This window comes from Pseudomonas sp. KH_050, from assembly GCF_057838875.1.
On record NZ_CM174478.1, the window covers coordinates 5960333 to 5973346 of the forward strand.

Annotated in this window: 13 protein-coding genes; 7 read left to right on the forward strand and 6 right to left on the reverse strand. The window is 59.5% G+C overall.

The window, feature by feature from the left end:
* Positions 1–26 precede the first annotated feature (26 nt).
* The 4 genes from AC3IUA_RS27420 (at position 27) to AC3IUA_RS27435 (ending at position 4555) form a co-directional block, all read left to right on the forward strand.
* Positions 27–2435, forward strand: a complete 2409-nt coding sequence (locus AC3IUA_RS27420) for a TonB-dependent siderophore receptor (RefSeq protein WP_489357937.1) — start codon at positions 27–29, stop codon at positions 2433–2435.
* A gap of 69 nt (positions 2436–2504) precedes the next feature.
* On the forward strand, positions 2505–3635 hold the full coding sequence (locus AC3IUA_RS27425; RefSeq protein WP_489357938.1) for a PepSY-associated TM helix domain-containing protein: 1131 nt from the start codon (positions 2505–2507) through the stop codon (positions 3633–3635).
* Positions 3632–3820, forward strand: a complete 189-nt coding sequence (locus AC3IUA_RS27430) for a hypothetical protein (RefSeq protein ID WP_489357939.1) — start codon at positions 3632–3634, stop codon at positions 3818–3820. The genes AC3IUA_RS27425 and AC3IUA_RS27430 overlap by 4 nt, the downstream gene beginning before the upstream one ends.
* 105 nt (positions 3821–3925) lie before the next feature.
* A complete protein-coding gene (locus AC3IUA_RS27435; protein WP_489357940.1) occupies positions 3926–4555 on the forward strand; it encodes a glutathione S-transferase in 630 nt (209 codons plus the stop codon).
* A 282-nt stretch (positions 4556–4837) separates the two neighbouring features.
* Here AC3IUA_RS27435 and creD read toward each other — a convergent pair whose 3' ends face one another.
* From creD to AC3IUA_RS27460, 5 genes are all read right to left on the reverse strand, one after another.
* Complete coding sequence (creD, locus tag AC3IUA_RS27440) at positions 4838–6208, reverse strand: cell envelope integrity protein CreD (protein WP_489357941.1); 1371 nt, start codon at positions 6206–6208, stop codon at positions 4838–4840.
* A 108-nt stretch (positions 6209–6316) separates the two neighbouring features.
* Positions 6317–7735 (reverse strand): two-component system sensor histidine kinase CreC, encoded by a 1419-nt coding sequence (gene creC, locus AC3IUA_RS27445; RefSeq protein WP_489357942.1) that lies wholly within the window; start codon positions 7733–7735, stop codon positions 6317–6319.
* Positions 7735–8415 (reverse strand): two-component system response regulator CreB, encoded by a 681-nt coding sequence (gene creB, locus AC3IUA_RS27450; RefSeq protein WP_489357943.1) that lies wholly within the window; start codon positions 8413–8415, stop codon positions 7735–7737. The genes creC and creB overlap by 1 nt, the downstream gene beginning before the upstream one ends.
* Positions 8416–8474: 59 nt before the next feature.
* On the reverse strand, positions 8475–8981 hold the full coding sequence (gene rloA2, locus AC3IUA_RS27455; protein WP_489357944.1) for a retropepsin-like aspartic peptidase RloA2: 507 nt from the start codon (positions 8979–8981) through the stop codon (positions 8475–8477).
* Between the two features lie 218 nt (positions 8982–9199).
* Positions 9200–9778, reverse strand: coding sequence for a DUF2780 domain-containing protein (locus tag AC3IUA_RS27460; protein ID WP_489357945.1), 579 nt, complete (start codon positions 9776–9778; stop codon positions 9200–9202).
* 217 nt (positions 9779–9995) lie between these two features.
* Here AC3IUA_RS27460 and AC3IUA_RS27465 point away from each other — a divergent pair, with 217 nt between their 5' ends.
* From AC3IUA_RS27465 to AC3IUA_RS27475, 3 genes are all read left to right on the forward strand, one after another.
* Positions 9996–10724 carry a fasciclin domain-containing protein gene (locus tag AC3IUA_RS27465; RefSeq protein WP_489357946.1) on the forward strand — a complete coding sequence of 243 codons (729 nt, stop codon included), beginning with the start codon at positions 9996–9998 and terminating at the stop codon, positions 10722–10724.
* A 202-nt stretch (positions 10725–10926) separates the two neighbouring features.
* Positions 10927–11139: a hypothetical protein gene (locus AC3IUA_RS27470; protein ID WP_489357947.1), complete on the forward strand. Its 213-nt coding sequence runs from the start codon at positions 10927–10929 to the stop codon at positions 11137–11139.
* Between the two features lie 87 nt (positions 11140–11226).
* Positions 11227–11715 carry a DUF3757 domain-containing protein gene (locus AC3IUA_RS27475; RefSeq protein WP_489357948.1) on the forward strand — a complete coding sequence of 163 codons (489 nt, stop codon included), beginning with the start codon at positions 11227–11229 and terminating at the stop codon, positions 11713–11715.
* Between the two features lie 85 nt (positions 11716–11800).
* Here the strand turns inward: AC3IUA_RS27475 and fdhA are convergent, their stop codons facing one another.
* Positions 11801–13000 (reverse strand): formaldehyde dehydrogenase, glutathione-independent, encoded by a 1200-nt coding sequence (gene fdhA / locus AC3IUA_RS27480; RefSeq protein ID WP_489357949.1) that lies wholly within the window; start codon positions 12998–13000, stop codon positions 11801–11803.
* Positions 13001–13014: the final 14 nt, after the last annotated feature.

A 13014-nucleotide genomic window follows, 5' to 3' on the forward strand; every position in this document is an offset into this window, starting at 1 on the left:
AAATATTTCCATTCAGGAGCCGCTGTATGTCCCGCTCGCTAGACACCTTGTTGCGCCCCAGCCTGTTGGCCGTTGCTATTGCCTTCTGCGTCCCGTTGGCCAGTACCCAAGTGGTTGCCGCCGAACAGGCGTCCAGCGTTCGCGCCTACAACCTGCCGGCCGCGCCATTGGCGAGCACCCTGAACCAGATCGCCAGCCAGGCCGGTCTGGCGTTGAGTCTGAATCCGTCGCTGGCCTCGGGTAAGACCTCGGCCCCGGTCAAAGGCCAATTCGACGCTGCCGGCGCCCTGCGTGAAGCCTTGTGCGGCACCGGCCTGCAATTGGAACAAAGCAGCGCCGGTACCTTCAGCCTGGTGGCGATTCCGGACGGTGTCGTCGCCCTGCCGGAAACCAGCATCACTGGCCAGGAAAGCTACGAAAGTGCCTGGGGCCCGGTAGAGGGTTACGTTGCAACCCGCACTGCTGCCGGAACCAAGACCGATACACCGATCGTCGAAGTGCCACGCTCGATTTCGGTGATCACTCGCGAGCAGATGGACGATCGCTCAGTCCTCAACCTCAATGACGCACTGCGTTATACCGCTGGAGTCGTCAGTAGTGGTTATGGCTCCGACTCCCGCGCCGACTGGCTGAGAATTCGCGGCTTCGAGCCCACCCAGTTCCTCGACGGCCTGCCACTGCCCAAAGGCTCGTTCTCCAATCCCAAGGTCGAGCCCTGGAACCTGGAGCGCATCGCGGTACTGCGCGGCCCGGCTTCTTCGGTGTACGGCCAGACCCCGCCCGGCGGCATGCTGGACATGGTCAGCCGTCGTCCGGAGGAGCAGAGCAGCCATCAAGTCGAGCTGCAAGCCGGCAGCAACGAACACAAACAGATCAACTTCGACAGCACCGGCAAGATCGATGACGAAGGTCAGTTTCTCTATCGGGTCAGCGGCACCGTGCGCGACAGCAATGCACCGGTCGACCACATTCCAGACAAGCGCTACAACATCGCCCCCAGCCTGACCTGGAACATCAACGACGACACCCACCTGACCTTCATCTCGCAGTACACCCGCGACGACACCGGTATTACCGGGCAGTTTCTACCCCTGCAAGGCACCAAGCTGCCCTCGGCGGCCGGCAAGATTTCGCACCACAAGAACCTCGGTGATCCGGACTGGGAATTCTACGACCGCACTTACTACGCGCTGGGGTACGCCTTTGATCATCGCCTGGACGATGTCTGGCAATTCCGTCAGAACCTGCGCTACACCAAGAGCGATTTGTCGTTCCAGGGCATCAACGCCGCCACGTTCAACACGGTACAGGCCGACGGTACCCTTAACCGTGAAACCGGCATCGTCAATGAGGACATCAGCCAGTTCGCGGTGGATAACAATTTCCAGGCCGATTTCCAGACCGGTGAACTGAGCCACACCCTGCTGCTGGGCCTGGATCATCAACGGTCGAACACCAACTACCAATGGCTTTACGGCTTTGCGGGCGTGCCGCCGACCAATGTGAACAAGCCGGTGTATGGCCAGGACTTCTCCAACGTCACTTATTTTGCGATGAATGACTTTGCGCAAAAGACCCGGCAAACCGGCCTCTATGTTCAAGACCAGATCGCCTTGGACAAATGGCGCCTGACCCTCGGCGGTCGTGAGGACTGGGTACACACCGGTACTACCTTCAACCAGACCGACGCCACCAACACCCAGCGTGACAAGGCCTTCAGCGGCAATGCCGGCCTGAGTTATGTGTTCGACAGCGGCCTGACGCCTTACCTCTCCTACACCGAGTCGTTCCAGCCCTCCACCGGTGCCTCGGCCAGTGCCGAGCAGTCGTTCAAACCGACAGAAGGCCGACAGTACGAAGCGGGGCTCAAGTATCAGCCTCCGGGGAGCAAGATGCTGCTCACCGCCGCCGTGTTCGACCTGCGCCAGAAGAATGTGAAAGTCACTGAAGGCAATGTCACCAGCCAGACCGGTGAGGTCCAGCTTCGCGGCCTCGAACTGGAAGCCACCGCTGATGTGACCAACAACCTGAAGGTAATAGGTTCTTACAGCTACACCGACAGTGAAGTCCTGGAAGGCGCCGGCAAAGGCAACCGCATGCAGCAGATTCCACGCAACCAGGCGACCTTGTGGGGCGACTACACCTGGCATAACGGCGTGCTCGACGGCTTTGGCGTCGGCGCCGGCGTGCGCTACGTCGGCGACACGTACGGCGATGTGGCCAACACCGACCTGGGCCATGTCGGCTCCAACACCATCTACGATGCGTCGGTTCACTATGACCTGGGCCGCCTGAGCAACAGCCTCAAAGGCGCGTCGCTCGCGGTGGATGCCAAGAACATTTTCAATAAGGACTACTTGTCGACCTGTGACGGCTACTGGTGCTACTACGGCGACGAACGCAACGTCGTCGCCAGCGTGAGTTACAAGTGGTAATCCGCTAGCCCCACCGCAGTAAAACAAGGGTCACGGAATAACCGTGGCCCTTTTGCATCTGGATGATTCATGAAAAGCAAAACCATCCGCCGCTGGTCCTTTATCCACACCTGGACCAGCCTGATCTGCACCGTCTTCCTGCTGATGCTGGCGTTGACCGGCTTGCCGTTGATTTTTCATCACGAGATCGATCACCTGCTGGGTGATGCACCGGAACTCAAACAGCTGCCGGCCGATACCCCACAGCTGGATTTACAGCAGCTGGTGCTTGCCGCCGAGGCCCATCGGCCGGGCGAAGTGATGCAGTATTTCGGCTGGGATGAAGAAGACCCCAACGGGGTGATCGCGATCATGGCGCCCACCGCGGGCACCGAGCCGAACTCGTCCCACACCTTCATGCTCGACGCCCGCACCGGTGAAGCCCTGGAAGTCCCCTCGGCCAATGGCGGGCTGATGATGGTCATACTGCGGCTGCACGTGGACATGTTTGCCGGTCTGCCGGGCAAGCTGCTGCTGGCGTTCATGGGGATTGTGTTCGTGCTGGCAATCATCTCCGGCACGGTGCTGTACCTGCCGTTCATGCGCCGGCTGAAATTCGCCACCGTGCGTCAGGATAAATCCACCCGCCTGCGCTGGCTCGACCTGCACAACCTGATCGGTGTGGTCACCCTGACCTGGGCCTTGGTGGTCGGTGTGACCGGGGTGATCAGCGCCTGCGCCGACCTGCTGATCGCCGCCTGGCGCAACGACACGCTCAGCGCAATGATCGAACCCTATCGTGGTGCCCCGCCGTTGACCCACCTGGCGCCGGCCAGCCGCCTGCTCAAGATCGCCGAAAGCGTCGCGCCGGGCATGCAGCCGGACTTCATTGCCTTCCCCGGCACGCGATTTTCCAGCGAGCATCACTACGCGGTATTCATGAAGGGCAGCACCCACCTGACCTCGCACCTGCTGACCCCGGTACTGATCGACGCCAGCACATTGCAGATCACCGCCGTTGCTGAACGGCCGTGGTACATGGACGCCATGGGTATGTCGCAACCGCTGCACTTCGGCGACTACGGTGGCATGCCCATGAAGATCCTCTGGGCGGCGCTGGATCTGCTGACCATCATCGTTCTGGGCAGTGGCGTGTATCTGTGGGCCGTGCGGCGCAAGGCGGTACAACCGGTGATCGCTAACGTGGAAACTGCGTCATGAAGCCTCGACAATCGAACTTCTGGAAAGTCTTCGGTACACCCATGGTCCTTGGTCTGCTGACTGCCGCCGGACTGTTCGCGGCGCTGCTCGGTGATGGTGTGTGGGATGGATTGAGCTGGATTGGCCTGGGAGTGCCGGCAGTGATTGGGTTGCAGGGGCTGTTCAAAGGACGTGCTCGGGCCTGAAATCCTTGGTGCCTGTGGGGCCGAATCATTTCCGGATTCAAACCCCTCGCCAGCCACCACGGAACTTAATAGGCTAACCCCCTGCCCATCCTGTGAGAAAAGCCCATGTCCGCCCCCACCATGACGTTGTTCCACAACCCTGCCTCGCCCTACGTTCGCAAAGTGATGGTGCTGCTCCACGAAACCGGCCAATTGAACCGCGTAACGCTGCAATCCAGCCAACTCAGCCCGGTGAGTCCGGATGCGGCACTGAACCGGGACAATCCGCTGGGCAAGATCCCGGCCCTGCGCCTGGCCGACGGCAATGTGCTGCACGACAGCCGGGTAATCCTCGATTACCTCGACCACCAACACGTCGGCAACCCGTTGATTCCCCGCGACGGCTCGGCCCGCTGGCGGCGCATGACCTTGGCCTCGACCGCCGACGGCATCATGGACGCCTCGGTGCTGGTCCGTTATGAGTTGGCGCTGCGCGCCCCGGAAAAGCACTGGGACGAATGGCTCGAGGCCCAACGCGAGAAAATCCGCCGTGCCCTGGCCGTGCTGGAGCGCGAGGCGATCGCCGAACTCACCAGCCACTTCGACGTTGCCGCCATCAGCGTGGCCTGCGCCCTCGGTTACCTGGACTTTCGCCATCCGGACTTGAACTGGCGCGTAGCCAATCCGAAACTCGCCGGCTGGTATGCCGAAGTCAGTCTGCGGCCGTCGATGATCGAGACTCAGCCGCCGGTTTAACCCTTGATTCATGGCTGGGCATACCGGTCTCAAAAGATCGCAGCCTGTAGGAGCTGCCGCAGGCTGCGATCTTTTGATCTTGCATTTGCGGCGCCCCCGAAAAGATCGCAGCCTATCGGCAGCTCCTACGCCGACCGGGTACACCCGCAATGTGGTGGGTCACACAATCCCCAAGGAGCTGGCGCAGGCTGCGATCTTTCGACTTCAAGGGAAACAACCCGGCGATCCGCGTCGCCAACATCGCTCCAACCAGCTGATCCTCACGCAACCCCAACGAGCGGCTCATTCCACCGCTCCCAACTCGAACTCCAGCGGATTGGGCGCTTTTTGTCCGATCCCATACCAGTCCAGCTTGCGGGTCAGCACCATGAAGACTCCGAGCAAACCGAACAGCAGCAACGACCCCATCAACAGCGCGTAATCCTCGGCACTCAATAGCCCATAGAGCACGCCATACAAGGCTGCCAACCCGGCCGCGAAACTCAAGCCGTGACCCAGGCTGCGCAGCACATGGCTGACATAAAAACCGATCAACACTACGCAGGCACCGGCTGACAACAGGTACGCCAAGGCAAAGCCGATGTGCTCGGACAGCGACAACAGCAACAGATAGAAGAACGCCAGTGCCACACCCACCAAGGCGTACTGGATCGGATGCACCGCCAGGCGCTTGAGCACTTCGAACAGGAAGAACCCGGCGAAGGTCAGGGCAATGAACAGCAGCGCGTATTTGATCGCCCGGTCGCTTTTCAGGTACTGATCCACCGGATCGATGAAGCTCACACCGAAGCGGCGGCTATTGAACTCATCACAACGGTTGGTGGACAGGCAATTGCTCATCGCCTCTTCGAGATTGGTCGAGAAAAAGCTGGTTTGCCAATGGGCCGAGAATCCCTCTTCGGTCACCTCACGCTGCACGGGGAGGTAGTTGCCGATAAAACTCGGATGAGGCCAGTTGGCCGTCAACTGTACCTTGCTGGTTTTGCCGACCGGCGTGATCTGCAACTGGCCGGTACCTTGCAGGCTCAGGTCGAAGGCGAACGCCAGTTCCGTGGCCTGCCTGGCGTCCCGCGCCGGCAACGGCACATGCACACCCTCGCCCAGCCAGCTCACTTGTGTGCCCGGAACAAAGTCCAGGTCCTGGCCATTGAGTTCCAGCTTCAGGGCATTCTCGATCCCTCGAATATCGCTGATACCGACCGCTAGAAATGCCTGGTCGAACTGATAGTCGGCAAAATCTTCCTTGATCCCCAACTGCTCGGGAATTGCGAAATGGCCGTTGATGCGGTTGTCGGCATGGAACAGCCGCGCCTGATAAATCCCCCGCGCCCGCAATTCGGTCTGAACCTTGCCGTCGAGCTCAAAACGCTCCGGCAGGAAATACAGCCGACCGCGTTCTTCGCCGATTTCCTGGTAGCGCTTGCTGGTTTTCTCATTGGTCTTCCAGGTGCGTACCACCTTGCGATACGGCACCACCATGATCGGCCCGCTCAGTTGCTGGCTGTCGCTGGAGCTGCGGGCGATGTCTTCGAGGACCGCGTCGCGCAGTTGCTGACGGTCATTGATGATCCCGTCGATCATCAGTAGCGGAATCAGCAACAGCAAAATCAAAAGGGCAATCGCCCCCAGTTTTAAAGTCAGGCTGCGGTTCATGGGTCTCTCCCTGTCTGGATGGGGAGAGTCTGTGCTGACTGTGTGGGGGTTTTATGCGGGGAATGTGGAGAGTGTGTGGAGATCTGTGAACCGTTAGCCTGTGCAGTATCAGGGCAGACGCAATGTCACCTCGACCCCGCCCGGTACATTGCCGATGTGCAACTCGCCATCGTGCAACTGCAGCACTTCTTCCACGAAGTTCAGCCCCAACCCGGTGCTTTTGCGCCCGCTGTCCGGGCGCGGCAAGGAGTAGAAGCGCTCGTTCAAGCGCGACAAGGCGTAATCGGGAATCGGGTCGGCCTGGTTGAACAGTTTGAGTTCGACCTGTTCACCCACCTGCTCGGCCGTGAACCTCAAGACGCCATGGGACGGTGTGAAATCCAGTGCATTCTCCAGCAAATTACCCAGCGCCTGACGTAACAGAAATGGCTCGCCCAACAGGCTCAATTTCGACGCTACCTGTTGCTCTACCTGAATATGCTTACGCTCGATCCGCGCGCTCCGGGCGCTCAGCAACTCCTCCAGCAACGGCACCAACGGTACGGCGACTCGCTCCTCCAGACCCTGGCGCTGCTCAACCAGTGCGAGGTTCAACAGTCGTTCGATCAAATGCTGCATGCGTGCACTTTCGCTATCGATGTTGCTGACGAAACGCTGCCGTTGCGCCAGCGGCATTTCGTCCTGCAGCAATTCGGCGGCGCCGCGAATCGCCGCCAGCGGGCTCTTCAGCTCATGGGTCAGCGTGTGGACATAACGTTCGACGTAAGCCTTGCCTTCAAGCTGGGTGCGCATGTGCTCGACCGCTGTGGCCAATTGCTGCAGTTCGCCGCCGCGATAATGCGGCACCTCGGCACGGCGGCTCTCGCTGACGGCCTGGGCATAGGCAGTCAGGCGCCGCAGCGCTGCGCTGAGCCACCACGACAGCACGGCGCCGAACAGCAAACCGAGGCCAATCAATCCCGCGCCGTACCACAACAGGCGCCGCTCGGTGCGGTCGACGTAGGGCTGCAACGAGCTGTTGGGCTTGGCCACGGTGACCACGCCGATGATCTGGCCGCCGTCGCGGATCGGCGCGCCGACATGCATCACCGATGAGTCTGGATCGGCAGGGTCGCTACGGGTCGAACGGGCGCCGTACTCGCCGCGCAGGGTCAGGTACACGTCGTTCCAGCGCGAATAATCCTCTCCCACTGCCACGCCGCTGGAGTCCAGCAAAACGATGCCCTTGGCGTCGGTGACATAGATTCGGTGATTGACCTGATTCTTTGGCAAGCCCCAGATGGTCGCCGCCGGCTGCCGTTCGCCGTAGGCCTTGAGCAATTCCGGCCAGCGGCTTTGGGCAGGCGTCCCGGACTTGACGTCATCGCGCAGGACCTCGGCCATCAGGTTGGCGGTATCCACCAGGGTTTCTTCGGTGGACTGGCGCACGCCAGGGCGAATTTCTTGCATCACCGTGCTGAGCACAAAATAACCGGTGAAGCTGATAAACAGCACATACACCAGAAAAATCCGGATCCCCAGCGGCATCAGCTGTGCCCCGGGCGGTAGCTATAACCGAGACCGCGATGGGTCTGGATCGGCTCGGCGTCGGCCACTACCAGGCGCAATTTCGCGCGCAGGCTTTTGATATGGCTGTCGATGCTGCGCTCATAACCGGCATCGGCGGCGACACCCAGCGCATCCAGCAACTGCTCCCGGCTGAAGACCCGTTCGGGTTGCTCCAGCAAGCATTGCAACAGACGGAATTCATGACGGGTCAGACTCAGCAGTTGGCTGCGATAGCTGATCTGCACGCGCTCGCGGTCTACCTGAAACACCCCGGCGGCCACAGCAGTGGTGGCTAGCGGCAGGACACGCTTGAGAATCGCCCGTACCCGTGCCGCGACCTCGCGAGGGCTGAATGGCTTGACGACATAATCGTCCGCACCAATTTCCAGCCCCACCACCCGGTCGATCTCACCGTCGCGGGCGCTGAGGAACATGACCGGGACTTCGCTGAAACGCCGCAACTGCTTGCAGGTTTCAAAGCCGCTGATATCCGGCAGGCCGATGTCGAGAATGATCAAGTCGGCCGGGTGGCTGCGCTGATGCTCAAGCGCCGCTTGCCCAAGGCCCAGCCAGGAGGTGGTAAAGCCCTCGCCCTGCAAGGCGAATATCAGGGTATCGGCAATCGCGGCTTCGTCTTCGACAATCAGGATATGGGGCATGGCATCCGAGCACAGAGATTTCGTTGGCGAAAGGTGCCGGATGCCGGATTCGCCGTCAATCAGCAGTCAGGTTTATCGGCGGTGAAACGCCGCGCCGGATTCACGGCGGCACCAAACTCACGCAAGGCTTTGGCGCCGATCAGCAGCGGGTAGTTGAAGCTGCTGCGGTCAGTCAGGTTGACCTCGACGGTGCGCTTGACGTTGCCCAGGCACAGCTCCAGATCGACCACCGGGCGTTTGGTGGGTGCGATCGTTTCGTCGTCATCCTCGTCTTCTTCAGAACGGGTTTTGATTTTGCTGATGCGCGCGACCTTATGCTCGTAGACCTTGTTGCTCGCGCCTTTGGTGGCCAGGCGGAAACGCACCCAGTCTTCACCATCACGGGTAAAGGTTTCGATGTCCTTGGCCGACAGCGAGGCGGTCAGCGCGCCGGTGTCCATTTTGGCCTTGAGGGTTTCACCGCCGATTTCCGGCAATTGAATGTATTCGTAGCGCCCGTAAAGGGTCGGCTCGGCGGCCATGACTGGCAGGGCCAGGAGGGATAACAGTGCAAGGACGGATTTCACGTGGGAGGGTTCCTTGTGGGGATGGGGCAATAACGCTGAATTCTAGACCGCAAAAAACCGGGTAAGTTGGAAAGATAACCCGAGCCCGGCACAAACCCCGTGGCGAGGGAGCTTGCTCCCGCTGGGGCGCGTAGCGGGCCCAAGATCTGTAACCGCGATTTATCAGGTAGATCGCTTTAAGCAGGTTTACGACGCCTTGCGCGCCGAGCGCCGTTGAATCAGCTACCGATGCCAGTGCCCCAGATGCCGCCCAGGCTTTGCAGCAGCGAGCTGCCAACGCCCTGCTGACCGAGGTACTGCAGAATCACCGGAGCAAACAGGCCGATCATGCCGCTGTCCATGCCCAGGGCGCTGAAGGTGTTGTTCAGGTCGTTGGTGTCTTTGACGTTGCCCAACAAACCGTCCAGCGCCGACGACTCACCGGACTTGCCGAGCAACCCACCCAAGCCGCCTAAGGCACCCAAAGCGCCCAGCGCGCCATTGCCCGAAATCTGATCGAGACCCGGCACGCTTTTACTCAGCTGCGAATAGTCGGTGGAGCTCAGCTGATTCTTCGCCAACCCAAGCATGGCACCGGCACCGCCGATCGCCTGCTCTGGGGTGATGTCGAGCTGCGACCCCAGTGTATTGAGCAACCCGGCCGCTTTCGGGGCAGCCTCCACAATCGCGTCACCGCTGTTATTGCCTTGTGCGCCGGAAACTGCATTGGCCACATCACCCAGGTTGAAAGCCGCGAAGGCCGGGCTTGCCGCCAGGGTCATAAGCGAAGCCAGTGCAAAACCGCGTGAAATCTTCATCGAGACAACCTCTTGGGCCATGAATACCACTGCGCAATGAGTGGCGCAAAACAGTCAGTTGGACTAGCCGCAATGAGGTTTGTTCCCAGTGTCCAGTGCGCTGCCTCAGCTAGCAGAAAAATATTTCCCGCGCACTGCATCCAGTATTCGACCCCCTGCGTATATCAAGCACGGACAGACACTCCTGGCCGATTTTCCCTCCACGAGGATCATCACCATGAAACGCATTTCGATTAAAGCCCCATTGATCGCCAGCCTGCTGACCCTGGCCCTTTCCAGCGCCTTGGCGAGGACCGGCGCACAAGCCGCGGACTGGAGCCGCGACAGCGTGATCGTCGGCGGCCAGAGCATGATGCAGAGCAAAGACATCATCGATAACGCTTTCAACTCCGCCGACCACACCACCCTGGTCGCCGCCGTGAAAGCCGCCGGGCTGGTCGCCCCCCTCAAAGGCCCGTTCACCGTGTTCGCACCGGTCAACTCGGCGTTCGCCGCCCTGCCCGCCGGCACTGTCGACGCCCTGCTCAAACCGCAAAACAAAACCACCCTGCCCCACATCCTCACCTACCACGTAGTGCCCGGTAAGCTCGACATGACGGAGCTGAGCAAGCGCATCAAGGCCGGCGGCGGCAAGCTGTGGGTCATGATGAACGGCCCGCACAACATCGTGCTCAAGGATGAAAAAGGCATCATCTACAACCGCGACGACGCCCGTTACAGCGCAACCCTGCTCAGTGCCACCAAACAACCTGCGTTGCGGATCAAGGCCCATGACGACTACCTGCAAGTCGAGCCGCTGACCCTCGCTGCCGCCAATCCGGGCCGTAGGTGGCGAGGGGCAAGCCCATCACCGGAATCGACAACGACTTCCACTCGCTACTCATCGACACCCAAGCCCCACTCGAGGTTCTGCACGACACCGCCACCTACCGTATCCTCGCCGTGACCCAATTGCTGGAAAACCTCGCTCCCAACTATTTTTGCGACAGACAACCGTCTATCCGAAACCCCTGACGTAATAATGCAACCTGTAATTTATGACAGTAGACGGAACACCATCCGAAACTTATAACTTTATCGAAAGGCTTCGTGCCCCCTCAGAGTGACGTTTTCCAGTTTTTTTGCTTGATCAATATAAGGACATAACAATGACTATCTATGATTACACCGCCTATGCGCAAGACGACCTGCACAACACTCAATATGGCGAAGTAGAAGCCAATACGTTCAAAGAAGCAGAAGAGAAAGTCAAAAATATATTCACCTACCCAGTAAGAACCGAGCTATCCATGCTCCTCGACTCTGGATCTGAAACATTTTCTGATTTTATAAGCATGGAAAACCTTTCCGAATTGGCATAAATAACTGTCAGATTTGACAGTAGGCATGTCCAGGCATAACCGCGAGCATGGATACTCAAATTACGTAACGGAGTACACATAATGCGGATGAGCATTATTGCCAGCGTATTCACCGCCATGGCCATCACGGGGGTGAGTAACGTCTATGCAGCAACAACAACCTGCCCTGAAGTCGCCGATATAAAGCAACTCGAGGATGAGAGCGAAGGTGGTTATTTGTACAGCGCGCCTGGACCGGAAAAACGTGTATGGGTTGGCTCAAACCCCTATGCCAAGGAGGGCGATCTAAAGACTTTCAAATTCACAGGTGCGTTGTATCGAGACATCAGTTCGGAAGGTAATAGCTTCGTAGTCTCCTGTGATTATGAAGGGGAAGAGTGGAACGCATTCGCAAGGCTGACGCTGTATTCATTCAAAGACTGGAAGCCAGCTCCGGATACAGGTTGGACAGTCGCTGGGAAGAACCCTCCAATTGCTTACAGGAAAGCCAGGCAAGTACAAAGGTGCGAATCAGACACCCAACAGAAATGTGCATATGATTACTCTTCACTGACACCCGTCCGCGATGCCAAATAAGCAACAAATGCGTTGTTGAACGATCCTGAGCACTGCCCATGAAAAACGGCGACCCTAAGGTCGCCGTTCTGTTTTGCGTGAAGCCTTACGCCGCACTAAACAACTTATGCGGATCAATCACAAACTTCTTCGGCACACCGGCATCGAACTCGCCATAACCGCGTGGCGCGTCGTCGAGGCTGATGACTTCGACACCGACGATGTCGGCAATATGAATGCGGTCCCACATGATGGCCTGCATCAGTTGGCGGTTGTACTTCATGACTGGGGTCTGGCCGGTGTGGAAGCTGTGGGATTTCGCCCAGCCCAGACCGAAGCGGATGCTCAGGCTGCCCATTTTCGCGGCAGCGTCGACTGCTCCCGGATCTTCGGTGACGTAGAGGCCAGGGATGCCGATTTTGCCGGCTACGCGAACCACGCCCATCAGCGAGTTGAGTACGGTGGCCGGAGCCTCGTGCTTCACGCCGGCATGGCCGTGACCGCGAGCTTCGAAGCCTACGGCGTCAACAGCGCAATCCACTTCCGGTTCGCCCAACAGCGCGGCGATTTGTTCGTGCAGTGGAGTGTCTGTCGACAGGTCGGCGATTTCAAAGCCCTGGGCCTTGGCATGAGCCAGGCGGATCGGGTTGACGTCACCGATGATTACCACCGCGGCGCCCAGCAGGCGAGCGGACGCGGCAGCAGCCAGGCCGACCGGGCCGGCGCCAGCGATGTATACGGTGCTGCCTGGACCAACGCCCGCAGTCACTGCACCGTGGTAACCGGTGGGCAGGATGTCGGAGAGGCAGGTCAGGTCACGGATTTTCTCCATGGCCTTGTCGCGATCCGGGAGTTTCAGCAGGTTGAAGTCGGCATACGGCACCATCGCGTATTCGGCCTGGCCACCGGTCCAGTCGCCCATGTCGACATAACCGTAAGCACCGCCCGGACGCGCCGGGTTGACGCTCAGGCAGACACCGGTGTGCATCTCTTTGCAGGAACGGCAGCGCCCGCACGCAACGTTGAACGGCACCGACACCAGGTCACCGATTTTCAGGTTCTCGACGTCGCTACCCTTCTCGATCACTTCACCGGTGATCTCGTGGCCCAGCACCAGACCGGTCTGGGCAGTGGTGCGACCGCGCACCATGTGCTGATCGGAGCCACAGATGTTGGTGGAAACTACGCGCAGGATGACACCGTGTTCGATCTTCCTGCCGCGCGGGTCCTGCATTTTGGGATAGTCGATTTTCTGTACTTCGACCTGGCCATTGCCGAGATACACGACACCACGATTTCCAGACATGCTTTCACCTCGCT